The organism is Pseudomonas sp. E1MeOHC2, from assembly GCF_058745025.1.
In genome coordinates this window covers 1,294,034-1,319,649 of sequence record NZ_CP196675.1, presented here as the reverse complement: position 1 = coordinate 1,319,649, position 25,616 = coordinate 1,294,034, and the positions used below count along the sequence as shown (strand labels likewise).

Below are 25,616 nucleotides of genomic sequence, written 5' to 3'. Positions count from 1 at the left end.
CATGCCGGGCCCGGTCTTCCCCTGGCGGGATGGCAACCAGTTCGAACTGCTGATCGACGGCCCCGAATTCTTTCCACGCATGCTTCAGGCTGTCACGGGGGCGCAGTTTCAGGTCGACCTTGAGCTGTACCTGGTCGAGGCTGGCGCCTGCGCCGAAGCGGTGGTCGAAGCGCTGGAGCAAGCCGCGCGGCGTGGTGTGCGGGTGCGTTGCCTGTTCGATGACTATGGCTCGCTGGCCTTCAACAGCGTCCTGCGCCAACGTCTGCTGGAGGCAGGCGTGTACCTGCGCTGGTACAACCGCCTGCGCTGGAAGCGTGGTTTGCGTAACCTGTACCGCGATCACCGCAAGCTGCTGCTGGTGGACGAGCGCTGGGCAGCGGTGGGAGGCACGGGCGTCACCGACGAGTTCTGGACGCCGGGCGCCGATACCAGCGAGTGGCATGAGGTGATGGTGCAGATGGAAGGGCCGGTGGTCACCGACTGGCAGTTGCTGTTCGACCGCCAATGGCACGCCAACAACCGCCGCACCGCCTGGCGGCCGGCCGAAGGCTTCGGCCTGCCACGCCTGCCCAAGGTGCCGGCCCAGGGGCAGGGCATGGGCCGGGTAGCCTATGCCGACGCCCGCCAGCATCAGGACATCCTGCATTCACTGGTGCGCGCGCTCAACAGCGGCAAGCAGCGGGTGTGGCTGGCCACGCCGTATTTTCTGCCGACCTGGAGTGTGCGTCGCTCGTTGCGCCGTGCCGCCAGCAAAGGTCTGGACGTGCGCCTGTTGCTGACCGGGCCGCGTACCGATCACCCCTCGGTGCGCTATGCCGGGCATCGCTATTACCCGCGCCTGCTGCGCGCCGGGGTGAAGATATTCGAGTACCAGCCGTGTTTCCTTCACTTGAAAATGGCCGTGGTGGACGACTGGGTCAGCGTGGGTTCGTGCAACTTTGACCACTGGAACCTGCGCTTCAACCTCGAAGCCAACATCGAGGCGCTGGACCCGCCGCTGACGGCTGCCGTGGTGGCCAGCTTCGAACGTGACTTCGCCTTGAGCGAACAAGTCGACCTCGCGCGTTGGCATGCCAGGCCGCTGTGGCGGCGGGTGAAGCAGCGGGTCTGGGGGTGGCTCGACCGGCTGGTGGTCAACCTGCTCGACCGGCGTGACTAAGAGCGACTATCGTGCAGTGACTGTTCACAGGCAATGGAAGGAGTGGATGTGATGACGGCGAAGAAAATTCTCATGCTGGTAGGCGACTACGTTGAGGATTACGAAGCGATGGTGCCGTTCCAGGCCCTGAGCATGGTTGGCCATACGGTGCATGCAGTGTGCCCCGAGAAGCTCGCGGGGCAGACCGTGCGCACCGCGATCCATGATTTCGAGGGTGAGCAGACTTACAGCGAGAAGCCAGGGCATAACTTTGCCCTGAACTATGACTTCGTGCGGGTACGCCCCGAAAGCTATGACGCCTTGTTGATCCCAGGTGGCCGTGCCCCGGAATACCTGCGTCTGGATGAAAAAGTGCTGGAGCTGGTCAGGGCGTTCGACCAGGCGGGTAAGCCGATTGCAGCCGTGTGCCATGGGGCTCAGTTGCTGGCGGCGGCTGGCGTGTTGGAAGGGCGCGAATGCAGTGCGTATCCGGCGTGTGCTCCGGAGGTGCGGTTGGCGGGCGGCACGTTCATCGACATTGCGGTGGACCAGGCGCACGTGGATGGCAACCTGGTGACCGCCCCTGCGTGGCCTGCGCACCCGGCCTGGCTGGCGGCATTTTTGAAGGTGCTGGGGACTCGCATTTCCTGAACCGGCCCTTTCGCGGGCAAGCCCGCTCCCACAGGTTACCCAACTGGGCTCAAGAACCGTGGGGTAGCCTGTGGGAGCGGGCTTGCCCGCGAAGAGGCCAGTGGCTCAGCCTACCTGCTCAACCCAATCATTGAGGTTGTAGTAGTTGGTCACCCGGGCAATCTTGCCGCAGTGAATATAAAAGAACGCCCCCGCCGACAACACATACGTCTGCCCATTGGCCGCCGGCAGCCCTTCGTCGTCGGCGAGGTATTCACCATGCACCGTGAACTCTGCCGCCGCCCGGCTGCCGTCGGCATTCTGCATCACCACGATATCGGCCAGGCGCTCGCGGTAGCAGCGGTTCATCTTGTCCATGAACGCGGCAAACCTGGCCTTGCCCATCTGCCGCTCGCCCTGGTTGATGTCGTGGATCACATCCTCGCTCAACAGCGCCAGAAAGCCCGGCATGTCACCGGCATTGAAGGCTGCGTAGTATGCATTTACCAGTTCGGTAGCGGTCATGGAACAATACCTGTCGTGTAGGGAAAAGGCGGAGCGTTGGCTTGGATGATAGGGTTTCCCCTCAAGCCCGGCTTAGCCGAGCGCGTCATCCACATCGACAAAACGACCGCCAAGCATGGAAATTCGCCTGTTGCACGGCGCCGCTATCGCGCCTTACATCGATGACCTCGCTCGCCTGCGCCTTACCGTGTTCCGCGAGTTTCCCTACCTGTACGACGGTACGCCGGAGTACGAGGCCGACTATTTATCGGCTTACGTCCAATCCGGGCGCAGCCTGGTGGTATTGGCGCTGGACGCAGGCCAGGTGGTGGGCGCCGCTACCGGCCTGCCGCTGGTGGACGTTGCCGCCGAGTTCCAGCAACCCTTCCTGGCCCAAGGGCGTGACCCTGCCAGCGTGTATTACTTCGGTGAGTCGGTGGTGTTGCCCCAGTACCGAGGCCAAGGCCTGGGGGTGCGCTTTTTCATCGAGCGCGAGTCCTATGCGCACAAGCTCGCCGAATTCGATTACTGCGCCTTTTCTGCCGTGGAACGGCCGGGCGTGCACCCGCTGCGCCCGGTGCACTACAAACCCTTGCATGGGTTCTGGCGTAATCGCGGGTTCCTGCACGACCCTTCGTTGCGCACCCACTATGCCTGGCGCGACCTGGACGAGCAGGAATCTTCTGAAAAGATCATGTCGTTCTGGCTCAAGGAACTGCCGATATGATCCGCCTGGCGGCCTGCCAGTATGCCATTGAGCTGCACAAGACCTGGGATGCTTATGTCGACCACCTGCAGCGCCTGTGCGCCGAAGCCGTGCAAGCCGGTGCCCAGCTGCTGCTGTTGCCAGAGTACGCAGGCCTGGTACTCAGCGGGTTGTTACGCGCGGAGCAGCGTGGTGACCTGAAGGGCTCCATCGCCGGTATCCAGCCCTTGATCGAGCCCTGGAAAGCGCTGTGCGAGCGCATTGCCCGGCGCTGGGGCATTTACCTTCAGCCCGGCAGCCTGCCGGTGCAGGACAGCGATGGCCGCTATCGCAACCGTGCCTGGCTATTTGGCCCCGAGGGTGTGCTGGGGCATCAGGACAAGCTGATGATGACCCGCTTCGAGCGGGAGCAGTGGGACATTGCGCCGGGTGAGGGCTTGAAGGTGTTCGACACCCAGCTGGGGCGCCTGGGCATTCTGATCTGCTACGACAACGAATTCCCGATGTTGGCACGGCGCCTGGCCGAAATGGGCGCCGACTTGATTCTGGCCCCTAGCTGCACCGATACCGAAGCCGGTTACCACCGTGTGCGCATTGGCGCCCAGGCGCGGGCGCTGGAGAACCAGATTGCGGTGCTGCAAAGCCCCACCGTGGGGCTGGCGCCGTGGTCGCCGGCACTGGATGAGAACATTGGGCGTGCCGGGTTGTTCGTGCCGCCGGATCATGGGATGCCGGGGGATGGGGTGGTGGCCCTGAGTGACGAACTCAGCCCGGTCGGCAGCCAGTGGCTGATGTGTGACGTGGACCTTGCGGCGGTGCGGCGGGTGAGGGAGGAGGGGCAGGTGTTCATCCGGCGCGATTGGCCAGAACAGTTCGAGCGGATGCTGTAAATGAAAACGCCCGGCATCTGCCGGGCGTTTTCGATCAGGCCAGAGGTGAATTACTTCACTTCAACAGCCAGGCTTTCGGCAATCTTGCTCTGCCACAGCGCGGGGCCTGTGATGTGCACCGACTCACCGTTGCTGTCCACCGCGACGGTGACCGGCATGTCTTTCACATCGAACTCGTAGATCGCTTCCATGCCCAGCTCGGCGAAGGCCAGGACCTTCGACTTGCGGATTGCCTGGGCCACCAGGTAAGCGGCGCCGCCGACGGCCATCAGGTACACGGCCTTGTTGTCCTTGATCGCTTCGATGGCGGTCGGGCCACGTTCGGACTTGCCGATCATGCCCAGCAGGCCGGTCTGTTCGAGGATCTGGCGGGTGAACTTGTCCATGCGGGTGGCGGTGGTCGGGCCGGCTGGGCCAACCACTTCGTCACCGACCGGGTCAACCGGGCCGACGTAGTAGATGAAGCGGCCCTTCAGATCGACCGGCAGCTCTTCACCACGGTTGAGCATCTCGACCATGCGCTTGTGCGCGGCGTCGCGGCCGGTGAGCATCTTGCCGTTGAGCAGGATGGTCTCGCCCGGCTTCCAGCTGGCGACTTCTTCCGGAGTGATGTCGTCAAGGTTGACGCGGCGGGCGCTTGGGCCAGCTTCCCAGACGATTTCCGGGTAGGCGTCCAGCGACGGCGCTTCCAGCTCGGCCGGGCCGGAGCCGTCGAGCACGAAGTGCGCGTGACGGGTGGCGGCGCAGTTCGGGATCATGCACACCGGCAGCGAGGCGGCGTGGGTCGGGTAGTCCATGATCTTGACGTCGAGCACGGTGGTCAGGCCGCCCAGGCCCTGGGCACCGATGCCCAGCTGGTTGACCTTCTCGAACAGCTCCAGGCGGATCTCTTCGATACGGTTTTGCGGGCCACGGGCTTTCAGCTCATGGATGTCGATGGACTCCATCAACACTTCCTTGGCCATGACCGCGGCTTTTTCGGCGGTACCGCCGATGCCGATGCCGAGCATGCCAGGTGGGCACCAGCCAGCACCCATGGTCGGAACGGTCTTCAGTACCCAGTCGACGATCGAGTCGGACGGGTTGAGCATGGCCATCTTCGACTTGTTTTCCGAACCGCCGCCTTTGGCTGCGACATCGACTTCGACCTTGTCGCCAGGGACGATCGAGTAGTGGATGACGGCCGGGGTGTTGTCTTTGGTGTTCTTGCGAGCACCGGCCGGGTCGGCCAGGATCGAGGCGCGCAGGACGTTCTCAGGCAGGTTGTAGGCGCGACGCACACCTTCGTTGATCATGTCGTCGACGCTCAGGGTGGCGCCGTCCCAGCGCACGTCCATGCCGACGCGCACGAACACGGTGACGATACCGGTGTCCTGGCAGATCGGGCGGTGGCCGGTGGCGCACATGCGCGAGTTGATCAGGATCTGGGCGATGGAGTCGCGCGCGGCAGGCGACTCTTCACGCAGGTAGGCCTCGTGCATCGCCTGGATGAAATCGACGGGGTGGTAGTACGAAATGAATTGCAGGGCGTCGGCGACGCTCTGAATCAGGTCGTCTTGCTTGATCACGGTCATGCAGCGCGCTCCTCTTAAAGACGGGAACATTCGTAAAGGCCCTTCGACACTGCACACCGGTGTGTCGAAACGCCTGGCAAGGCGTCGGCAGGTCAGGCCGACGTAAAAAGGCGCGGCAGTATAGCGCGCCTCACCGTGCGAAACACCTGCGTGTGGTCTGGACCATGGTCGGCTGGGTGGTGGGCATCCTTTTTGCTGCCAATGGCGGCTTGCCTTAGAGTGGCGATGTGTACCCGGAGAAATGATGACCATGCCTGAACTCTGTGTGGGCGAGCGCCGCTGGACGGTGCCCACCGGCAGTAACCTGCTCGATGCCTTGAACGAGGCGGGCTTGAATGTGCCCTACAGCTGCCGTGCAGGCAGTTGCCATGCCTGCCTGGTGCATTGCCTGGACGGGCAGCCGGCGGATGCCTTGCCCGAGGCATTGGCGCTGGAGAAACACGCACAGGGATGGCGCCTGGCCTGCCAGTGTCGGGTGGTGGATGACCTGCGCGTGGCGCTGTTCGACCCCCTGCAGGAAGGTATCCCCGCGAAGGCGTGTGAACTGGACTGGTTTGGCGATGTGTTGCGCTTGCGCCTGCGGCCTGAGCGCGCGTTGCGTTACCAGGCCGGTCAGCATGTGGTGCTGTGGAGTGGCTCGATAGCGCGGCCTTACTCCTTGGCGAGCCTGCCGGGTGAGGATGACTGCCTGGAGTTTCATATCGATTGCCAGCGGCCAGGGGCCTTTTGTGACAAGGCGCGGGCGTTGCAGGTTGGCGATGAACTGCGCCTGGGCGAGCTCAGGGGTGGGGCGTTGCATTATGACCCGGACTGGCAGGAGCGTCCGCTCTGGCTGTTGGCGGCGGGGACGGGGCTGGCACCGCTGTGGGGGCTTATGCGGGAGGCTTTGCGGCAGGGGCATCGAGGTGAGATCCGGGTGATGCATGTGGCGCATGACCACGCCGGGCATTACCTGGCCGAGCCGTTGCTGCAAATCGAAGGGGTGAACGTCGAGCTGGTGCTGACGGATCAGCTGGATGAAGCGCTGGCGGGGTTGCGGCCGTCATCGCGGCAGACCCTCGCGCTGGTGTGTGGCTCGCCGGGGAGTGTGGAGCGCTTTGCACGGCGGCTGTTCATAGCAGGGGTGCCGAGGAATCAGGTGTTTGCCGATGTGTTTGTCGAGCATGCCTGAGGAATTTTGGGCGCCTATGCTGGCCCTTTCGCGGGGCAAGCCCGCTCCCACAGAGACCTTACTGCCTTGAGTTCAGCGGGGTACTGTGGGAGCGGGCTTGCCCCGCGAACGGGCCGCAGAGCGGCCCTTTTGCAGGCTATCAGCCGACCAGCGGATCACCGACATGCAGGATCTTCATGCCGTTGGTGCCACCGATGGTGTGGTAGCTGTCGCCTTTGGTCAGGATCACCCAGTCACCCTGTTGCACCAGACCACGCTTGAGCAGCTCGTCGACCGCCGCCTGGCTCACCTTGTCGGCCGGCAGCGAAGCTGGGTCGAAGGCGATCGGGTAGACACCGCGGAACATCGAGGCGCGAGCCTGGGTAGCGCGGTGCGGCGACAGGGCGAAGATCGGCACGTGCGAACGCAGGCGCGACATGATCAGCGGGGTGTAGCCACTCTCGGTGAGGGCGATGATCGCCTTGACGCCGGGGAAGTGGTTGGCGGTGTACATGGCCGCCAGGGCGATGCTTTCGTCGCAACGCTCGAAGGTGGTGTGCAGGCGGTGGCTGGACTTCTGGTTGGTCGGGTGCTTTTCGGCACCCTGGCAGATCCGCGCCATGGCCTGGACGGCTTCGATCGGGTAGGAACCGGCGGCACTTTCGGCCGAGAGCATTACCGCGTCGGTGTTGTCCAGCACGGCGTTGGCCACGTCGGACACTTCGGCGCGGGTTGGCATCGGGTTCTGGATCATCGACTCCATCATCTGGGTCGCCACGATCACCGCTTTGTTGTTGCGGCGGGCGTGCTGGATGATCTTCTTCTGAATGCCGATCAGCTCGGCGTCGCCGATTTCCACGCCCAGGTCACCACGGGCAACCATGACGGCGTCGGAGGCGGCGATCAGCTTGTCGAGGGTTTCGTCGTCGGCAACGGCTTCGGCGCGCTCGATCTTGGCCACCAGCCAGGCGCTGCCGCCGGCCTCGTCACGCAGCTTGCGGGCATACTCCATGTCGCTGGCGTCACGCGGGAAGGACACGGCCAGGTAGTCCAGGTCCATTTCCGCAGCCAGCTTGATGTCGGCCTTGTCTTTTTCGGTCAGGGCCGGCGCGGTCAGGCCGCCACCTTTGCGGTTGATGCCTTTGTGGTCCGACAGCGGGCCACCGATGATCACCACGCAGTGCAGTGCATCAGCGGTGGCGGTCTCGACGCGCATGACCACACGGCCGTCGTCGAGCAGCAGTTCGTCACCGACGCCGCAGTCCTTGACCAGGTCGGGATAGTCGATACCGACGATGTCCTGGTTGCCTTCGGTCAGCGGGTGGGCGGTGGAGAAGGTGAACTTGTCACCGATCTTCAGTTCGATGCGCTTGTTGCTGAACTTGGCGATGCGGATCTTCGGACCTTGCAGGTCGCCCAGCAGTGCGACATGGCGGCCGTTTTTGGCGGCGATGTCACGGATCAGGCGAGCGCGCGCCTTGTGCTCGTCCGGCGTGCCGTGGGAGAAGTTCAGACGTGCCACGTCCAGGCCGGCAAGGATCAGTTGTTCGATCACTTCCGGCGAGTTGCTGGCGGGGCCAAGGGTGGCGACGATTTTGGTACGGCGGATGGTCATGCACAGACTCCTATAGTGAAGCGCAGCGAAAGGCTACTCCTGAATCTCGCTGTAGTCATTGTTCCGTTGCACTACCTGCGACCAAGGCAGATAGGGCAGCTGCAAGTTACAAGCGGCAAGCTACAAGCGCATGTCTGTCGCTTGCCGCTTGAGGCTGAAGAAATATCCCGGCAGGCCGATACACTGCCTATTAAAGGAGACCCCTCATGCGAGCCCTGATCGTTTTAGCCTTGGCGGCCAGCGCCGTCGGCTGCACCCGCTGGTCCATGGACCACCACTTGAACAATGCCTACCGTGCCTACGACCGCGGCGACTGCCAGCGGGTGATGCTGGAATTGTCGCAGGTCGACCGCACCAGCCGCACGCGACCGTTCGTCCACCCTGAGGTGTCGCTGTTGCGTGGCCAGTGCCTGGAGCGGCAGAAGCTTTTCGTGGATGCCGCGCAGACCTACGAGTACATGATTCAGGCGTACCCGGGTAACGAATATGCCTACCGCGCCCAGGCCCGCCTGCAGACGCTCGAGAAGCTCGGCCATTACCGTGGGGCCGAGGCCGCCGTGGCCAACCCGGTACAGGCTACACCTTGGCGTTAACACCAAGGTGTGATTTATTTTTCGGGATTTACCGTGCGCGCTGCGCTAATCTGTAACTCAGCTGTTACAACAACCGCCAGTACCTCGTATTCCTGGCATCGGGTACGGACTGCACTTGTGATCATGTTCAACAAGCGGCATATCGAACGCCATCAGTTGCCTTGCGTTCTCAAGGTCTTCAACCGTTTTACCGATCAGGCGATCGGCCAGCTGGGTAATGCCTCCGAAGACGGACTGATGCTGATCAGCCAGCTGCCGGTGCTGGTCGGGCCCGATTACGAGCTGCAGTTGCGCTTGCCGCTGGCCGGTGGTGGGCATCAGTTCATCAACCTCACCGCCAGTTGTCTGTGGTGCCGCGAAGACCAAACGCCCGGCCACTACGATTCGGGCTTCATGTTGCTGCAGGTGCCTCGCGAGTACGACGAATTCGTTCGCTCGTTGCGCGACTATTTCAGTTTCCGCCCCGCCAACGCTTCTGCCTGAGCCCCTGTGAGCCTTGGCTCGCCAGAATCGCGCTAGAATCGGGTCGACCTCGATACAGGACGACCCCGTGAGCTCCAGCATTTTCTGGCACGACTACGAAACCACCGGCATCAACCCGCGCTGCGACCGGCCGCTGCAGGTGGCCGGTGTGCGCACCGACTTCGACCTCAACGAGATCGAAGAACCGATCAGCCTCTACTGCCGCCCTTCCGACGACATTCTGCCGCATCCGGCCGCCTGCCTGGTCACCGGTATCACCCCGCAACAACTGGCAACCCAAGGCCTGTGCGAAGCCGAGTTCATGACCCGAGTGCACGAGCAACTGGCGCGCCCTGGCACCTGTGGTGCCGGCTACAACACCCTGCGCTTCGACGACGAAGTGACGCGTTACAGCCTTTATCGCAACTTCTTCGACCCCTACGCCCGTGAGTGGCAGGGTGGCAACAGCCGCTGGGATTTGATCGACATCGTGCGCACCGCTTATGCCCTGCGTCCTGAAGGCATCGAATGGCCGCAGCAGGATGGACGCACCAGCCTGCGCCTGGAACTGCTCAGTCAAGCCAATGGCATCGACCATGGCCATGCCCACGAAGCACTTTCCGACGTGCGGGCCACGATTGCCCTGGCGCGCTTGATTCGGCAGAAACAGCCAAAGTTGTATGAGTGGCTGTTCCAGCTGCGCAGCAAACATAAAGTGATGGAGCAGATCCGTTTGTTGCAGCCGCTGGTACATATTTCAGGGCGTTTTTCGGCGGCACGTAATTACCTGGGGGTGGTCCTGCCGTTGGCGTGGCACCCGCGCAATCGCAATGCCCTGATTGTCTGCGACCTGCATCAGGAAACCCTACCGTTATTGCGGGAAAGTGCCGAAGTACTTCGCCAGCGTTTGTATACCCGCCATGAAGACCTGGCCGAAGGTGATTTACCCGTTCCGCTTAAATTGGTGCAGATCAATCGTTGCCCGGTGCTGGCGCCCCTCTCGGTATTGCGCCCGGCCGACCAACAACGCCTGGGCGTGGACTTGACGTTGTTACAATTGCGCGGTGAACAGCTGGCCAATCAACAGGCGCAATGGCAAGACAAGCTGGAACACATCTACGGCAAGGATGACTTCACGCCGAGTGAAGATCCTGAACAACAGTTGTATGACGGTTTTCTGGGGGATCGTGATCGCCGATTGTGCGAGCAAGTTCGTACGCTGGAACCCGCGCAGTTGGGCCATGGGCACTGGATGTTCGATGACCCGCGGATGCCTGAACTATTGTTCCGTTATCGGGCACGTAACTTCCCTGAAACCTTGAACAGTGAAGAGCGTCAGCGCTGGTATGGCTTCTGCCAGCAACGCCTGAGTGACCCGCAATGGGGCGCGCCGAATACCCTGGGTGATTTCGAGCAGGCGCGGCAACGTGCGTGGGAGAGCGCTGACGAAGCGGGGCGTCGGGTACTGGACGCCTGGCAGGAACACGCCCGTAAACTGCAGACACAATTTGCAATTGTGCCGTGAGCGGGAAAACAAAAACGCCGGCATTGAGCCGGCGTTTTTGTTGCGTTAAGCAAAGTGAGCGTGCGGACAATCAGTCCAGCAGGGTCGCCCAGCTTTCAACCACGTCACCACCCCACTTGGCTTTCCATTCTTTCAGGGTCTTGTGGTTGCCGCCTTTGGTTTCGATCACTTCACCATTGTGCGGGTTCTTGTATTGCTTGACCTTGCGCGCACGTTTAGTGGCGGTGGCCTTGACCGCGCCACGTGGCGCTTTGCTCAGTTTAGACTCTGGGTCGAGCAGGGCAATGACATCACGCAGCGACTTGGAGTACTCGCCCATCAGCGTGCGCAGTTTGCCTTCGAACTCCAGCTCTTGCTTCAGCTTGTCATCCTGGGACAGGTTGGCCAGGCGGGCCTGAAGTTCTTTGATGGCTTCTTCGGTGGCGCGGTACTCGTTAATCAGGGACATGGAGTGTTCCTTAAATACGTGTTCAGAAATGTGTGGGCCAATAATAGACAGGCGATACTCGCAAGTAAACATACAAATCGGCAATTAACTGTTAATTAAGCTGTGACAACATTTCTCCGCGTGAACAAAAATTTACATAAGCCCTGCATTTTGTCATGGCTATGCACGGTGCTCGCGTTGTGTGCCGACAGGTGCACACAGCGCGCGTGGTGCAATCCATACTGCGTTTTTTCTGGCGGGCCGCTAGAATGAGCGCCTTTGCGAAGTTCTGGAGTCTCATTCATGCGCACCTATCGTCTGGTGATCGCCTGCCCCGACCGTGTTGGCATCGTGGCGAAAGTCAGTAATTTCCTGGCCTTGTACAATGGCTGGATCAACGAAGCCAGCCACCACTCCGATGAACAGAGTGGTTGGTTCTTCATGCGTCATGAAATCCGTGCCGAATCCTTGCCATTCGGTATCGAGGCATTCCGCGAGGCGTTCGCGCCGATCGCTGAAGAGTTCTCCATGACCTGGCGTGTGACCGACTCGGCGCAGAAGAAGCGCGTGGTGTTGATGGCCAGTCGCGAATCCCACTGCCTGGCCGACCTGCTGCACCGCTGGCACACCGACGAGCTGGAGTGCGACATCCCGTGCGTCGTTTCCAACCACAACGACCTGCGCAGCATGGTCGAGTGGCACGGCATTCCGTTCTTCCATGTGCCGGTCGACCCCAAGGACAAGGCGCCAGCCTTCGCCGAAGTGTCGCGCCTGGTCCAGGAGCACGCCGCCGATGTGGTGGTACTGGCCCGCTACATGCAAATCCTGCCGCCGCAGCTGTGCCAGGACTACGCTGAAAAAGTGATCAACATCCACCACAGCTTCCTGCCCTCGTTCGTCGGTGCCAAGCCCTACCATCAAGCGGCCCTGCGTGGCGTGAAGCTGATCGGTGCAACGTGCCACTACGTGACCGAAGAGCTGGACGCCGGCCCGATCATCGAGCAGGACGTGGTGCGTGTCAGCCATGCCGACAGCATCGAAGACATGGTGCGCTTCGGCCGTGATGTCGAGAAGATGGTGCTGGCCCGCGGCCTGCGTTATCACCTCGAAGACCGCGTGCTGGTGCATGGCAACAAGACTGTGGTGTTCGACTGATAGGGACCCGGGGCTGCGCCGCAGCCCCAAGCCTTGGGAGTGTTGGATGGCAAACTCGCGCAACAAGCCCACCGCCTCAGCACCGCCAACCCTCGGCGAAGGCTGCCTGGCCCGCTATGACCCAGAGGCCCTGAGCGACGCCGACGGCACCGACTTCCCCGGCGCTGCCGACCTCTGGCAACAGCTCAACCCGCCTGACGCCGCCAGCGCTCCAGCAGCGGGCGCGCCAGCAGGCAAACGAACACCGGCCCACCTGCCAGCAGATAAAAGTAGTAAGTGACCGCGCGCCAGATCACGATCGCTGCGGCCGCTGTCGAACTGCCCACCATGGGCGTCAGCAGGCTTGCCGATGTCAGCTCGGCAGCGCCCGCGCCACCTGGCAGCAGGCTGAACTGCCCGGCGCTGAGCGAGAGCATCTGCACCAGAAAGCTGGGGATCCACGACAGCTCCACGCCCAAACCCTTCAGCACCAGGTACAGCACGCTGTAGCGCAGGCCCCAATGCAGGCAGGTCAGGGTGAACACCAGTGCCAACGTGCGTTTGGGCAGGCGCCAGGTCTGCGCCAGGGCATCGATGAAGTGCAGTACCTTGCGCGCCCAGCGGCGTTTACGGCATTCAGGCATGCCCAGGCGCTGTAACAGACGGCCATTGAAACGCATCATCCCGCGCCGGTAGCGCAGCAACCCCAGTACCGCGATCAATGCCGAACACAGCAGCAGTGAGCTGCCCAGCAGCATGCTTTGCTGGCTGTGCCCCAGGCTGTGGAACAACGCATAGCCGGCAATCGCCAGCATCGCGCAGAAGAAAAAAACCAGGTCGTTCAGTTGGTCCATGGCAAATACTGCGCCACTGCGCGCTGGGCCAATGCGGTCGCGCGCCAGCAGGGCCATGAGGGTCAGCGGGCCGCCGCTGCCGCCTGGGGTGGTGCAGATGGCGAACTCAGTGGCCATGACCACGCTGAGGCTGCGCAAGTACCGAAGCTGCGCGCCCTGCTGGCCGAGCAGCAGGCGCAGGCGAATGGCATTTATCACCCAGCACAGCAGGATCATGCCCAGCAGCGTCAGCAGCAAGCCTGGGTCGAAGCGCTGAAGCCTTGGCAGCAGGTCACTACCGCCCAGCACGATTGGCACCAGCACGGCGCCCAGCAAAGCCAGTGCCAGCCAGCCCAGGCGGTTCATGCGCTGGCCTGGCGGTCCAGCCAGGCGGACTTGGTCAACGGCACGCGGCCCTGTGCCAGCAGCGTGCGCAAGGTCTGTAGCCAGTACTCGCGGGAGGTGCGGTGGCGCATGTCCACCGGGTGCAGGCCCAGGCGCACGGTGCCCGCTTCACGCCAGCGCCGGCATTGCCAGTCGCACAGCAACCGCGATAAGCCTCGGCGCCAGGCGCTGCGTGCGCTCCACACCAGGCCAGGCGCTTCGATGGCGGTAAAGTCCGGCAGGCGATACAGGTGCTGCGGGGTGCTGGTGTAGCGCAGCGGAAGCTGGCGCAGTGCCTGGCGGGTGCCTTGGCTCATCAGCCAGGCTGGGGCGACGAAGCCCGCGACCGGCCAACCTTGTCGGTCAAACACTGCCAGGCCTTGCTCCAGGCGTTGCAGCGCCTGCTGCTTATCAAGCCCGTAGAATTCGCCTTCGTGGGTATAGATGCGGCGCATGAAAAACGCCCCGGGGCTGCGCGGTGGCGAGCCGTCGTCGGCATGGTAGAAACCATGCAGCGCCAGCTCATCGCCCAGCGCCAGGCGCCGTTCGAGCAGGCGGCAGAAGGTAGGCGAGCGCTGCAGGGGGTTGCGGTGGTGAAAGTCTGGCACCACCAGCCAGGTCATGGGCACGCCGCCGATTTCATCGATGGCCTGGACGAAGGGTTGGTAGTCGGGCCAGGTTTCGGGCGCGACATCGTGCAGCACCAGCATCAGGCTGCGGGGTGCGCTGGTGCTTTCAGCCATGGGCGCGCACCCGCGGTTGGTGGCCGAGTACGGCCTGGTAATGCTGAAGCAAGCCGGCGACCACGTTGTCCCATGAGTAGTGTTGCTCGACATGGCGGCGGGCTTGGGTGCCGAGCGCGCGCACGCCCTCTTCGAACACCTGGCGCACGGCCTGCGCCATGGCCGGCCCGTCATTGGCCTGGCACAGGCGCCCGCACTGTTCGTTGACGATCTCGCCAAAGGCGCCGGCGCGCACAGCCACTACCGGCGTGGCGCTGGCCATCGCTTCGAGGATGACCAGGCCAAAGGTTTCCTGGTCGCCGGCGTGCACCAGCAGGTCGGCACTGGCCATCAGCCTGGCGACTTCCTGCGGCGGGCAGAAATGGTCGATCACGCTGACGTTCTGTGGCACGTTCACCGGCATGTTGGAGCCGACCAGCAGCAGGTGGTAGGGGCGGCCCAGGTGCTGCATGCAGTCGAGCAGCACCGGCAGGTTCTTCTCCCGCGAGCCCCGGCCGGCGTAGATCAGCAGGCGGCTGGTGTCGGCAATCCCGAGTTCGGCACGCAGGTGCGGGTCGCGGTGGTCGGGGTTGAAGGTGGCCAGGTCCACCCCCAGGCGCTGCACATGCACATCGCGCACGCCCAGGCGGCGCAGTTTGTCGGCCATTACCTGGCTGGGCGCCAGGACCCGGTCGAAGTTGCCGTACAGCTTGCTGACATAGGCCTCGACATTGGGCGTGAACCAGTTGCCCATGCGGTTGCTGACCAATAGCGGCAGGTCGGAGTGGTAGAAGCCGATGACCGGTACGTCGAGCTGGCGGCGTGCCTCCAGGGCAGCCCAGGCGGTCAGATAGGGGTCGCCGACTTCGATCAGGTCGGGTTTGAGGCTGCGCAGCACATTGCACCAGGGCGCCAGGCGTACCGGGAAGCGGTAGCCGTTGCCGAAGGGCAGGGGAGGCGCGGGCACCTGGTAGATGCCATCGGTGTGTTGCGCGCTGGCGCCGGGGATCAGCAGGCTGTGGCGCACGCCGTGGATGGCATCGAGGCGGCGGTGTTTGGCATCAAGATAGGTACGTACGCCACCGCTTGCCGGGGCGTAGAACATGGTGATGTCGGCGATGTGCACGATCAGCATCCCTCCGGGATCGTCTTCGGGTCTGTCAGCCGGCTGTAAGGGGCCGGCGATGACGCGCCTAAAGGTTGACCTACCAGAAGGATAGTTTGTTCGATCGGGTTGGGTGGGGGGCGGAGCTGTGTTGGTTGCTTCGCAGGTACAGCTCCCACAACGTTCGTGTGGGAGCAACTGTCTTCTTGTGGAAGCTGGCCTTGCCGGCGATGGGGCGCGTAGCGCCCCAGGCCCGGCTGTGCCGGGCATCGCCAGCAAGGCTTGCTCCTACGAATGAGCTATTTGCTCCTTCCAGGGCGTTCCGGTCTTGAGCATCGCATTTAGCCTCACTATCAATACTCGCATACACGCCACCACCGATACTTTCGCGCACTTCCCTTGGGCTCGCAGTGCTTTGTAGCGCTCGCAGAAGTCCTTGTTGTGCCGTATCACCACCCAGCAGGCCATATAGAGCGCCCGCCTGACTTGTGAGCGCCCCCCCCAGATTGAACGCTTGCCCGACTGCTTGCCGCTGTCCTGGTTGAACGGCGCAACACCGACCAAGGCGGCAATTTCCTTCTTATCCACCTGGCCCAGCTCTGGCAGCAAGGCCATCAGCTTTCCGGCAGTAATCAGACCAATTCCTTTGACTTGAGTGAGCTGTTTAACCCGGTCATCAGGCAAAGCTGCTGCCTGCTGTGCGATCTCTTGTTCCAGCGCTCGAATTTCACCCTTCAGATAGGCGATGTGTTGTTCCAACCGCAAACAAACACTGGGAGCCCGCGCCTGCTTCAGGCACCGCTTGTCATCGTCGCGCTGTTGGACGAAGCGATCCCGCTGCATAAGCAGTTCGCGCAGCAAGGCCCGCTCGGGTGTCATCACCTGGCAAGGCCGTGGGGGCATAACTTCAGCCAGGTGAGCCAAAACCGCTGCGTCAATGGGATCGGTCTTGGCGCGTTTACCCATCGACTTGGCAAAGTCCCGGGCACGACTGGGATTGATCCGGCAAACCGGAAAATCGGCATCCTGCAGCGCTTTGAGGACATTGCACTCGTAGCCACCGGTAGCTTCGAGCAAGACCATTGAAACTGCATACCCGCCAAGCTTTTCGACGAGCAGTTGGAATCCCTTCAAGTCATTGGAAACACTGAAGTTCACCCCCTCAGGGCGGATGTGAACAGCAAGTGTGGCACTGGAAACATCGATGCCGACAGAGGAAGACATGGCCAAACCCTCTTAAACTCAAGGAGTGAGAGCGCTTTGGCTTGGCCCACGCTTGTGATTCGAGATTACGCCCCTCATCCAACTGTTCGGGCTCTCGCCAAAGTGGAACGGTGAATGGCAGCTTTTGCTCCCACACGTGCTCTGGGCACCTCGGGCTATCAGCTTGCCATTCACCGCTCTCACTTCAGATTCTATTCCCTCTCCAAGACACAAGCGGGTTCACCCGCGAAGCAGGCGGTGCGGTCTGGGGTCAGATACGGAAGCTGCCCACCAGGTGTTTCAGGCGCGAAGCCTGTTGCTCCAGGTCCGAACAGGCGCGCAGGGTGGCTTGCAGGTTTTCAACGCCTTCCTGGTTGAGCATGTTGATCTCATTGATATCCATGTTGATCGCTTCGACCACGGCGGTCTGTTCTTCGGTGGCCGTGGCCACCGACTGGTTCATGCCGTCGATTTCGCCGATACGCACGGTCACGCTGTCCAGGCGCTCGCCGGCCTGGTTGGCGATCTGCACGCTGTCCTGGCTGTGGCGCTGGCTCTGGCCCATGGTGTCGACCGACTCGCGGGCACCGACCTGCAGCTCTTCGATCATGGTTTGCACCTGTTGTGCCGACTCCTGGGTGCGGTGCGCCAGGTTGCGCACTTCGTCGGCAACCACCGCAAAGCCGCGCCCGGCTTCACCGGCACGGGCGGCTTCGATCGCCGCGTTCAAGGCCAGCAGGTTGGTCTGCTGGGAGATGCTGGTGATAACTTCGAGAATCTGGCCGATGTTGACGGTCTTGCTGTTGAGCGTCTCGATGTGCGCGCTGGAGGTGACGATCAGGTCGGACAGGCGATTCATCGCCGCAATATTGCGTTCCACCACCTGCTGGCCTTCTTCAGCCAGCAAGCGTGCGGAGCTTGCATGTTGCGAGGCTTGGGCGGCGTTGCCGGCGATTTCCTGAGCAGCGGCGCCCAACTCGTTGATGGCGGCGGCGACGCTGTTGGTGCGGTTGGATTGCTCGTCGGAGTTGGTCATCGACGAGTTCGAGGCGCTGATCACACGCAGGGCCACTTCGTTGACCTGCTCGGTGGCCGAGGACACTTCGCGGATCGAGCCGTGGATGCGCTCGACGAAGCGGTTGAAGGCAGTGCCGAGAATGCCGAATTCGTCCTGGTTTTGGATGCGCAAGCGTTTGGTCAGGTCGCCTTCACCTTCGGCGATGTCTTCCATGGCGCGGGTCATGGTCAGCAACGGTTGCATCAGCACACGAATCAGCAGGCCGAGCAGGCCGATGATGATAACCACCGCAACCAGCGTGGCGATCACCGCCGAGGTGCGGAAGGTGCTGAGCATGGAGAAGGCTTTGTCCTTGTCCACCGACAGGCCGATGTACCAGTTGGCCGACGGCAGGCCTTTGATCGGGGTGAAGGTCAGCAGGCGGGTCTGGCCCTGAGCCTGGACTTCAGTCAGCTCACCGGAAAGTGTCGGCGTGTGCTGCGGGAACAAGTCCGACAGCGATTTCATCACCAGATCCTTGTCCGGGTGGACCAGGATCTTGCCTTGGTCGTTGACCAGGAACGCGTAGCCCATGCCACCGAAGTTCAGCGAGTTGATGATCTCAACCAGGCCGTCGAGGGCCAGGTCGCCACCGACCACGCCCACACTGTTGGACACTTTGCTGAGGATGCCGATGACCATCTTGTTGGTGGTCATGTCGATGTACGGTTCGGTCAGCGTCGCGCCGGAGGCGTTCATGCCGTCCTTGTACCAGGGGCGGGTGCGTGGGTCGTAGCCGTCGGGCATCGCGGCGTCCGGGCGCACGCTGAAGCCACCGTCGACCTTGCCCAGGTACACCGTGAGGAAGCTTGTGAGCAGCGCATTTTGCCCCATCAGGGTTTCGGCGTCGCTGGGTGACTGGGCAATGTTCTGCGCCAGGTTCTGCACCAGCTTGATACGCCCTTCGAACAGGTTGCGAATATTGGTCGAAGTGGATTCGCCCATTTCAGCCAGATAATTCTCCAGATCCTCTCTGATCGCATTACGCTGGAGATAATCGTTATAGAGGGTGAACAGGCTGAAGGCGAGTATCACGATCAGTGATGCCGCCAAGAGAATCTTGTGGCTGAAACGAAGGCTTTTGCTCATGGTGTAATCGGTTCCGCTAAGGTTTTATCGGGCGTTCGCACGAATACATCTGCAAGACAGTGCAACATCCCGGGAAGTCCTAGTTGGGTTGTTACTGTGTTCTAGGCGAATATCACCCCGAGGTATCGGCCGATACGCGGCAAAGCTTGAGAAGAGGATGAAAGAAGATGTCGGATCCTTCGCAAATTGTTGTAGGGGCGGGCCTTGATGGCTTGCCTGTGAATCAAGCCATGCGCCTCGCCAACCGCCACGGGCTGGTAGCTGGCGCCACGGGCACTGGCAAAACCGTCACCTTGCAGCACCTTGCCGAAGTATTCAGTGATGCCGGCGTGGCGGTATTCGCGGCCGACGTCAAAGGCGACCTGTGCGGCCTGGGGGCGGCAGGCGCGCCGCAGGGCAAGGTGGCCGAGCGCATTGCCGGCATGCCCTGGTTGGGGCATACGCCCCAGGCTTACCCGGTGAGCCTGTGGGACATCGCCGGGCAGTCCGGCCACCCCTTGCGCACGACCCTCAGCGAAATGGGGCCGCTGCTGCTGGGTAACCTGTTGGAGCTGACCGACAGCCAGCAGGCGGCCTTGTATGCAGCGTTCAAGGTGGCCGACCGTGAAGGCCTGCTGCTGCTTGACCTCAAAGACCTCAAGGCGCTGCTGGCGCACCTGAAGGACAACCCGCAAATGCTGGGTGAAGACAGCGCGCTGATGACCAGCGCCTCCACCCAGGCCTTGCTGCGTCGCCTGGCGACCCTTGAGCAGCAAGGCGCCGAAGCGCTGTTCGGTGAGCCGGCGTTGCAGTTAGAAGACTTGCTGCGCCCCGGCAGTGACGGCCGTGGGCGTATCCATTTGCTCGATGCCAGCCGGCTGGTGCACGAGGCGCCGAAGGTGTATGCGACCTTCCTGCTGTGGCTGTTGGCCGAATTGTTCGAACAGTTGCCGGAACGTGGCGATGCCGACAAGCCGGTATTGGCGCTGTTCTTCGATGAAGCGCATTTGCTGTTCAACGGCACGCCCAAGGCATTGCAGGACCGCCTGGAGCAGGTGGTAAGGCTGATTCGCTCCAAGGGCGTGGGGGTCTACTTCGTCACGCAGTCGCCAGGTGACCTGCCAGATGCCGTGCTGGCCCAGTTGGGCCTGCGCATCCAGCATGGGTTGCGTGCGTTCACCGCAAAAGAGCAAAAGTCGCTCAGGGCCGTGGCCGATGGCTTTCGCCCCAACCCCGCGTTCGACAGCCTGGCGGTGCTGACCGAGCTGGGTATCGGTGAAGCCTTGGTCGGCACGCTGGAGGAAAAGGGCACGCCCGCCATGGTGCAGCGGGTGCTGATCGCCCCACCGCAATCGCGCATCGGCCCCTTGAGCGTGGCTGAACGTAGCGCGTTGATAGCCTTGTCGCCGCTGGCCGGGCGCTATGACAAACCGGTGGACCGTGAGTCGGCCTATGAAATGCTCACCCAGCGCAAGGGTGAGCCTGTCGAGCCGACGCCGGTGCCAAAGGCCGGTGAAGAGAGTTTTGCCGACAAGGCCGGAGATTTTTTGCAGAGTGCGGCGGGGCAGGCGATCAAGTCTGCGGTGCGCCAGGCTGCCAATCAGTTGGGGCGGCAGTTGGTGCGGGGGTTGATGGGGTCGTTGTTGGGCGGCAAGAAGCGCTAGCAGTATCGAGGCCTATGAAAAAGGCGCCTGCAAAGGCGCCTTTTTCTACAGCGGTATCGCTCAGCCAATCGCCTTGGACGCCAGCCAGAACAGGCCAGCTGCCAAGCCCATCGAGGCGGGCAGGGTCAGTATCCAGGCCAGCAGGATGGTCTTCACGGTGCCGCCTTGCAGGCCGCTCTTGTTGGCGACCATGGTACCGGCAACACCGGATGACAACACATGGGTGGTCGATACCGGCAGGCTGAACACGTTGGCCATGCCGATGGCGCAGGCTGCGGTGATCTGCGCCGACATGCCTTGGGCATACGTCATGCCCTGCTTGCCGATCTTCTCGCCAACCGTCAGTACCACGCGCTTCCAGCCAACCATGGTACCCAGGCCCAGGGCCAGGGCAACGGCCACGATCACCCAAAACGGTGCATATTCGGTGGTGGCGGTGAGGTCTTTGCGCAGCTTCTCAAGGTCCGCCTTTTCACGGGCGTCCAGGCCTGGCAGCTTGCCGACCTTTTTCGCCGTGTCATCCAGGCAGAGCAGGTAGCGGCGTACTTCCACGCGCTTGTCGGCATCCAGGGTGTGGTAGTCGGTCACGCCCTTGAGCGAGGCCTGCAGTGCGGCGATGGTCGGCTCGGTCTGCTGCGGGTTGCAACTGAACTGCTCTGGCAGGTCGCTCGACTTGGCCTTGCCCAGCGCCAGGAACTCACCCAGGGTGGCTTCGTTGCGCTGGTAGAACTGGCTCATGTGCAGGGTGGCGTCGCGGGTACGCTCGATCTGATAGGTGGTGCTGTTCAGGTCGAGAACGAACTTGGCTGGCACGATACCGATCAGCACCAGCATGATCAGGCCGATGCCTTTTTGACCATCGTTGGAGCCGTGAACGAAGCTCACGCCCATGGCCGAAATCACCAGTACCAGGCGGTTCCAGAAGGGTGGGTGCTTCTTGTCGTCGAGCTTGCGGCGCTGTTCGGGCGTCTTGTGCATCTTCGACAGAGGCCGCCACCATTTAAGGCCGATCAGCACCAGGGCCGCGACGGCGAAGCCTGCCATTGGCGAGACCACCAGCGACATGGCGATGTCGATCGCCTTCTGCCAGTTGACGCCATCGCCCAGCGGGATGTCGTTGATCAGGGCATTGGCCAGGCCAACACCGAGGATCGAGCCGATCAGCGTGTGCGAGCTGGAGGCCGGGATACCGAAGTACCAGGTGCCCAGGTTCCAGGTGATGGCTGCAGCCAGCAGCGAGAAGACCATGGCCAGGCCGTGCCCGGTGTTCACATTGATCAGCAACTCTACCGGCAGCAGGTGAACGATGGCATAGGCCACCCCGACACCACCGAGCAGAACGCCGAGGAAGTTGAACACGCCGGAGAAAAACACGGCGAGGTGCGGCGGCATGGCTTTGGTATAGATGACGGTAGCTACCGCGTTAGCGGTGTCATGAAAGCCATTGATGAACTCGAAGGCGAGTACGAAGGTCAAGGCGAGCAGCAGGCTCACCAACACCCAGGCATCCAGTCCGCTGAATAAATCGATCATGAAGGTTGTCTGGCGGTCTTAGGGGGGCGGGATTATGCCAGAAAATATTGGCAATCGATGCACCCGCGACAGACCGGTGGCATGCCTGACGCTGCGACCTTCAAGCGCATGCTTACGCGTTTGGGTGAATAAATGTCGGCTAAAAAGCGAAAAATATGCGGAAAATCGTCAAATTTCTGCAAAGTATGAGGGGATGTATCAATTCAAACGGCCGTATGAAATTTGTGTAATTCCATTTCATCTTCGACCGATGGGTAAAGATCGACCGCGCCCGGGCGTGCCGGGCGACGACGCGGAAGGCGGAACCTGGCGCTCAGGGTTTGTCGCTGCGCAGTTCCTTTTCCATTTTTTCCAGCTCCTCGTTGAACGCCTGGTCACGCACGCTGGCGCGCTTGCGCCAAGGTTTGCGTTCCGGGTCCGGTTGAGCTGCGTAAGTGGTGACTTCACCACCGTAAACATCCTTGTAACGTTCAGCCTGGCGCTCGAGTTCTACGCGCAGTTCATCTTTCGTCACAGTAGTACCTGAGTAAGTTGAATTAAGGACTGTTGTTGTTTGCTGTACAGCGTGCCCCAGCGCGCACAGCGATGCCACCTGGAAAGCAGTGGGGATGCCATACAGCGCCTGTACAGACGTGGGTTGAGCGTAAGTGCTGGATACAGCGGTGTATTCCATTACCCCAGCATCGGGGCGTTCAACCCAATCGATTATAGCAACCGACAATTGTTCGAACAGGGTTATTTACCCCAGCCTGACAGCGCCAGTAGAAGTTGTCGGTTTCATTCGGCAACGCGTCACGTCGTGCGTATAACTTTGAAAGGCGTGACCGGCAAAAGTTCGTCGCGACACAGTAGCGAGGAGGGGATGTAAAAACGGCCTCGCACAAGGCGAGGCCGTTGCCTGGGACTTCTACGGTGGGTACCTGACCAGTCTCTCCAAAGAAGCCACAAGTGGCAGGAGAAAGGTATAAGCAAAAGTGTCAGCGGTCAATTGCGATTATCGGCCGTTCGTTCGATAATCGCACGAACCAGCGATTTTTTTGAGGTGAGCGATGAGCGACGAAACACCGGCCAACGAATCTGCCAACCCAGAGGCGGTACGCCCTGCCGCACCGGCACTGGCGCCGCCGATCGTGGCATCGCCGGCCAAGCGTATTCAGGCGTTTACCGGCGACCCGGATTTCATGACCTCGCTCGCGCGGGGGCTGGCGGTGATCCAGGCGTTTCAGGAGCGCAAGCGCCACCTGACCATCGCCCAGATCAGCCACCGCACCGAGATCCCGCGCGCGGCGGTGCGCCGCTGCCTGCACACGTTGATCAAGCTGGGCTATGCGACAACTGACGGGCGCACGTATTCGCTGTTGCCCAAGGTGCTCACCCTGGGGCATGCCTACCTTTCGTCGACGCCTTTGGCGATTTCCGCACAGCCGTACCTGGACCGCATCAGTGACCAGTTGCACGAGGCGGCCAACATGGCCACCCTCGAAGGCGACGACATCCTTTATATAGCCCGATCGGCGACAGTGGAGCGGCTGATCTCGGTGGACCTGTCGGTTGGCGGGCGTTTGCCGGCGTATTGCACGTCCATGGGGCGAATCCTGCTGGCGGCGATGGATGACACCAGCCTGCGCGAGTACCTGGACCGGGCAGACCTGAAGGCGCGCACCAGCCGGACCTTGCATGATGCCGAATCGTTGTTTGCCTGCATCCAGCAAGTGCGTGCCCAGGGCTGGTGCGTGGTGGACCAGGAGCTGGAGCAAGGGCTGCGTTCTATTGCCGTGCCTATTTATGACGCGTCGGGGCAGGTGCTTGCCGCGTTGAATGTCAGCACTCATGTTGGGCGTGTGACACGTAGCGAACTTGAGCAGCGGTTCTTGCCGATCCTGTTGGCGGCCAGTCGGGATCTTTGCCATCAGTTGTTTGGTTGAACTGTGCAGGGGGTCTATCGCCCCCTCCATGCCCCACAATCGAACACTTCAGCTGTTTCCTGTTCGATAAACGCACAATGTCGCTCCCGGCGAATTGCGTCCCCCCCGTCTGCTGATTAATGTCTCTCGCAACGGTCGGCTTGCCGACCGAACAAGAAAAACATAAGAGGCACATACCATGACTACTGTCCCATCGCTGCCGCGGCCGCACCCGCACGCAGTAGTGTTGTATCCAGGCTGACGCAGGCCGCCATCACCCCATTATCGAACCCTGTACTCGCGCCCTGAGTGCGGTGGCATGGCTGTGCTCTAATTCTGGATAACAACAATGAACCAACCACAATCCAACGTCGGCAATTGCCTCGACGTTCAGTCGTTCATCAATGACCAGCCGCTGTCCCGCTATCAATGGCGGGTCGTGTTGCTGTGTTTTCTGATTGTCTTCCTCGATGGCCTGGACACCGCTGCCATGGGCTTCATCGCCCCGGCCCTGTCCCAGGAGTGGGGCATCGACCGCGCCAGCCTCGGCCCGGTCATGAGTGCCGCGTTGATCGGCATGGTGTTTGGCGCGTTGGGCTCCGGGCCGCTGGCCGACCGTTTCGGGCGCAAGGGCGTGCTGGTGGGCGCGGTGCTGGTATTCGGCGGCTTCAGCCTGGCCTCGGCCTACGCGACCAATGTCGACCAACTGCTGATCCTGCGTTTTCTGACCGGGCTTGGGCTGGGTGCGGGTATGCCCAATGCGACCACGCTGCTGTCCGAATACACCCCCGAGCGCCTCAAGTCGCTGCTGGTAACCAGCATGTTCTGTGGTTTCAACCTGGGCATGGCGGGGGGTGGCTTCATCTCCGCGAAGATGATCCCGGCCTACGGCTGGCATAGCCTGCTGGTGATCGGTGGCGTGCTGCCGCTGCTGCTGGTGGTAGTGCTGATGGTCTGGCTGCCGGAGTCGGCGCGGTTCCTGGTGGTGCGTAATCGCGGCACCGACAAGGTGCGCAAGGCCTTGGCGCCGATTGCGCCGCAGGTGGTGGCCCAGGCGGCCAGTTTCAGCGTGCCCGAGCAGAAGGCGGTGGCTGCGCGCAACGTGTTTGCGGTGATCTTCTCCGGCACCTACGGCCTGGGCACGATGCTGCTGTGGCTGACCTACTTCATGGGCTTGGTGATTGTCTATCTGCTGACCAGCTGGCTGCCGACCCTGATGCGTGACAGTGGTGCCAGCATGGAAGAGGCAGCCTTCATTGGCGCGCTGTTCCAGTTCGGTGGCGTGCTGAGTGCAGTGGGAGTGGGGTGGGCCATGGACCGCTTCAACCCGCACAAGGTCATCGGCATTTTCTATCTGTTGGCCGGGGTGTTTGCCTACGCCGTCGGGCAGAGCCTGGGCAACATCACCGTGCTTGCGACCCTGGTGCTGGTTGCGGGTATGTGTGTCAACGGTGCGCAGTCGGCCATGCCGTCGCTGGCAGCACGCTTCTACCCGACCCTGGGCCGTGCCACAGGCGTTTCGTGGATGCTGGGCATCGGTCGCTTTGGCGCGATTCTGGGCGCCTGGAGCGGTGCGACGCTGTTGGGCCTGGGCTGGAATTTCGAACAGGTGCTGACGGCATTGCTGGTACCGGCTGCATTGGCGACGGTGGGTGTGATCGTGAAGGGGTTGGTCAGCCACGCGGACGCGACCTGAAACGCTGGACTTGGATGGTTAGCAGGACAACAAGTTGTTCGATAATCGCACAAAAGTTCGATTATCGGATTGTAAGCTACCTGCCAGTCTCCTTAATCT

22 protein-coding genes and 2 pseudogenes are annotated in these 25,616 nt (G+C 61.9%); 12 read left to right on the top strand and 12 right to left on the bottom strand.

The annotated features are described in order from the left end of the window. Position 1 precedes the first annotated feature (1 nt). Both ACSSU5_RS05820 and ACSSU5_RS05815 read left to right on the top strand, forming a co-directional pair. Positions 2-1,159 (top strand): phospholipase D-like domain-containing protein, encoded by a 1,158-nt coding sequence (locus tag ACSSU5_RS05820; protein ID WP_264311743.1) that lies wholly within the window; start codon positions 2-4, stop codon positions 1,157-1,159. 48 nt (positions 1,160-1,207) lie between these two features. Continuing rightward, on the top strand, positions 1,208-1,789 hold the full coding sequence (locus tag ACSSU5_RS05815) for a DJ-1/PfpI family protein (protein WP_264311744.1): 582 nt from the start codon (positions 1,208-1,210) through the stop codon (positions 1,787-1,789). A gap of 105 nt (positions 1,790-1,894) precedes the next feature. On the opposite strand, the gene ACSSU5_RS05810 is transcribed toward ACSSU5_RS05815, so the two are convergent. Further along, positions 1,895-2,293 (bottom strand): nuclear transport factor 2 family protein, encoded by a 399-nt coding sequence (locus ACSSU5_RS05810; protein ID WP_027594067.1) that lies wholly within the window; start codon positions 2,291-2,293, stop codon positions 1,895-1,897. Between the two features lie 115 nt (positions 2,294-2,408). Here ACSSU5_RS05810 and ACSSU5_RS05805 point away from each other — a divergent pair, with 115 nt between their 5' ends. Both ACSSU5_RS05805 and ACSSU5_RS05800 read left to right on the top strand, forming a co-directional pair. Continuing rightward, the gene (locus ACSSU5_RS05805) at positions 2,409-2,999 is read left to right on the top strand and encodes a GNAT family N-acetyltransferase (RefSeq protein WP_492560784.1); all 591 of its coding nucleotides are present in this window, start codon (positions 2,409-2,411) and stop codon (positions 2,997-2,999) included. Beyond that, complete coding sequence (locus tag ACSSU5_RS05800) at positions 2,996-3,868, top strand: carbon-nitrogen hydrolase family protein (protein ID WP_264311746.1); 873 nt, start codon at positions 2,996-2,998, stop codon at positions 3,866-3,868. The genes ACSSU5_RS05805 and ACSSU5_RS05800 overlap by 4 nt, the downstream gene beginning before the upstream one ends. A gap of 50 nt (positions 3,869-3,918) precedes the next feature. Here the strand turns inward: ACSSU5_RS05800 and ACSSU5_RS05795 are convergent, their stop codons facing one another. Next, positions 3,919-5,442: a fumarate hydratase gene (locus ACSSU5_RS05795; RefSeq protein WP_027594070.1), complete on the bottom strand. Its 1,524-nt coding sequence runs from the start codon at positions 5,440-5,442 to the stop codon at positions 3,919-3,921. A 250-nt stretch (positions 5,443-5,692) separates the two neighbouring features. Here ACSSU5_RS05795 and ACSSU5_RS05790 point away from each other — a divergent pair, with 250 nt between their 5' ends. Further along, positions 5,693-6,613 carry an iron-sulfur-binding ferredoxin reductase gene (locus ACSSU5_RS05790; RefSeq protein WP_492560783.1) on the top strand — a complete coding sequence of 307 codons (921 nt, stop codon included), beginning with the start codon at positions 5,693-5,695 and terminating at the stop codon, positions 6,611-6,613. A 139-nt stretch (positions 6,614-6,752) separates the two neighbouring features. Here ACSSU5_RS05790 and pyk read toward each other — a convergent pair whose 3' ends face one another. Next, on the bottom strand, positions 6,753-8,207 hold the full coding sequence (pyk, locus tag ACSSU5_RS05785; protein ID WP_264311748.1) for a pyruvate kinase: 1,455 nt from the start codon (positions 8,205-8,207) through the stop codon (positions 6,753-6,755). A 206-nt stretch (positions 8,208-8,413) separates the two neighbouring features. On the opposite strand from pyk, the gene ACSSU5_RS05780 reads away from it, so the two are divergent. The 3 genes from ACSSU5_RS05780 to sbcB all read left to right on the top strand — a co-directional run bounded on the left by ACSSU5_RS05780 (position 8,414) and on the right by sbcB (position 10,787). Next, complete coding sequence (locus tag ACSSU5_RS05780) at positions 8,414-8,800, top strand: tetratricopeptide repeat protein (protein WP_264311749.1); 387 nt, start codon at positions 8,414-8,416, stop codon at positions 8,798-8,800. Between the two features lie 123 nt (positions 8,801-8,923). Then, positions 8,924-9,283, top strand: a complete 360-nt coding sequence (locus ACSSU5_RS05775; protein WP_264313872.1) for a PilZ domain-containing protein — start codon at positions 8,924-8,926, stop codon at positions 9,281-9,283. 67 nt (positions 9,284-9,350) lie between these two features. Then, positions 9,351-10,787, top strand: coding sequence for an exodeoxyribonuclease I (gene sbcB, locus ACSSU5_RS05770; RefSeq protein ID WP_264311750.1), 1,437 nt, complete (start codon positions 9,351-9,353; stop codon positions 10,785-10,787). A gap of 70 nt (positions 10,788-10,857) precedes the next feature. Here the strand turns inward: sbcB and mvaT are convergent, their stop codons facing one another. Further along, a complete protein-coding gene (gene mvaT, locus ACSSU5_RS05765; protein ID WP_264311751.1) occupies positions 10,858-11,235 on the bottom strand; it encodes a histone-like nucleoid-structuring protein MvaT in 378 nt (125 codons plus the stop codon). Positions 11,236-11,517: 282 nt separating this feature from the next. Here mvaT and purU point away from each other — a divergent pair, with 282 nt between their 5' ends. Then, positions 11,518-12,369, top strand: a complete 852-nt coding sequence (purU, locus tag ACSSU5_RS05760) for a formyltetrahydrofolate deformylase (protein ID WP_492560782.1) — start codon at positions 11,518-11,520, stop codon at positions 12,367-12,369. A 185-nt stretch (positions 12,370-12,554) separates the two neighbouring features. Here purU and gpgF read toward each other — a convergent pair whose 3' ends face one another. From gpgF to ACSSU5_RS05730, 6 genes and pseudogenes are all read right to left on the bottom strand, one after another. Beyond that, positions 12,555-13,547, bottom strand: a complete 993-nt coding sequence (gene gpgF / locus ACSSU5_RS05755) for a glucosaminyl phosphatidylglycerol flippase (protein WP_492560781.1) — start codon at positions 13,545-13,547, stop codon at positions 12,555-12,557. Next, positions 13,544-14,308, bottom strand: coding sequence for an N-acetylglucosaminyl phosphatidylglycerol deacetylase (gene gpgD / locus ACSSU5_RS05750; protein WP_264311754.1), 765 nt, complete (start codon positions 14,306-14,308; stop codon positions 13,544-13,546). Before gpgD ends, gpgF begins: the two co-directional genes overlap by 4 nt. Further along, the gene (gene gpgS / locus ACSSU5_RS05745) at positions 14,301-15,422 is read right to left on the bottom strand and encodes an N-acetylglucosaminyl phosphatidylglycerol synthase (protein ID WP_264311755.1); all 1,122 of its coding nucleotides are present in this window, start codon (positions 15,420-15,422) and stop codon (positions 14,301-14,303) included. The genes gpgD and gpgS overlap by 8 nt, the downstream gene beginning before the upstream one ends. A gap of 258 nt (positions 15,423-15,680) precedes the next feature. Then, positions 15,681-16,616, bottom strand: a complete 936-nt coding sequence (locus tag ACSSU5_RS05740; RefSeq protein ID WP_492559492.1) for an IS110 family transposase — start codon at positions 16,614-16,616, stop codon at positions 15,681-15,683. Between the two features lie 250 nt (positions 16,617-16,866). Continuing rightward, a pseudogene (locus ACSSU5_RS05735) lies at positions 16,867-17,463 on the bottom strand (methyl-accepting chemotaxis protein); the annotation flags it as partial. 261 nt (positions 17,464-17,724) lie between these two features. Then, a pseudogene (locus ACSSU5_RS05730) lies at positions 17,725-18,597 on the bottom strand (cache domain-containing protein); the annotation flags it as partial. Positions 18,598-18,908: 311 nt separating this feature from the next. On the opposite strand from ACSSU5_RS05730, the gene ACSSU5_RS05725 reads away from it, so the two are divergent. Further along, positions 18,909-20,384 carry a DUF853 domain-containing protein gene (locus tag ACSSU5_RS05725; RefSeq protein ID WP_264311757.1) on the top strand — a complete coding sequence of 492 codons (1,476 nt, stop codon included), beginning with the start codon at positions 18,909-18,911 and terminating at the stop codon, positions 20,382-20,384. Positions 20,385-20,444: 60 nt separating this feature from the next. Here ACSSU5_RS05725 and ACSSU5_RS05720 read toward each other — a convergent pair whose 3' ends face one another. Both ACSSU5_RS05720 and ACSSU5_RS05715 read right to left on the bottom strand, forming a co-directional pair. Next, positions 20,445-21,917 carry an inorganic phosphate transporter gene (locus ACSSU5_RS05720; RefSeq protein ID WP_492560780.1) on the bottom strand — a complete coding sequence of 491 codons (1,473 nt, stop codon included), beginning with the start codon at positions 21,915-21,917 and terminating at the stop codon, positions 20,445-20,447. 313 nt (positions 21,918-22,230) lie between these two features. Next, a complete protein-coding gene (locus tag ACSSU5_RS05715) occupies positions 22,231-22,431 on the bottom strand; it encodes a hypothetical protein (RefSeq protein ID WP_264311759.1) in 201 nt (66 codons plus the stop codon). Positions 22,432-22,966: 535 nt separating this feature from the next. Here ACSSU5_RS05715 and pcaR point away from each other — a divergent pair. Together pcaR and pcaK are read left to right on the top strand one after the other, a co-directional pair. Further along, a complete protein-coding gene (pcaR, locus tag ACSSU5_RS05710) occupies positions 22,967-23,842 on the top strand; it encodes a pca regulon transcriptional regulator PcaR (RefSeq protein ID WP_264311760.1) in 876 nt (291 codons plus the stop codon). Between the two features lie 328 nt (positions 23,843-24,170). Next, positions 24,171-25,517 carry a 4-hydroxybenzoate transporter PcaK gene (pcaK, locus tag ACSSU5_RS05705; protein ID WP_492560779.1) on the top strand — a complete coding sequence of 449 codons (1,347 nt, stop codon included), beginning with the start codon at positions 24,171-24,173 and terminating at the stop codon, positions 25,515-25,517. Positions 25,518-25,616 lie beyond the last annotated feature (99 nt).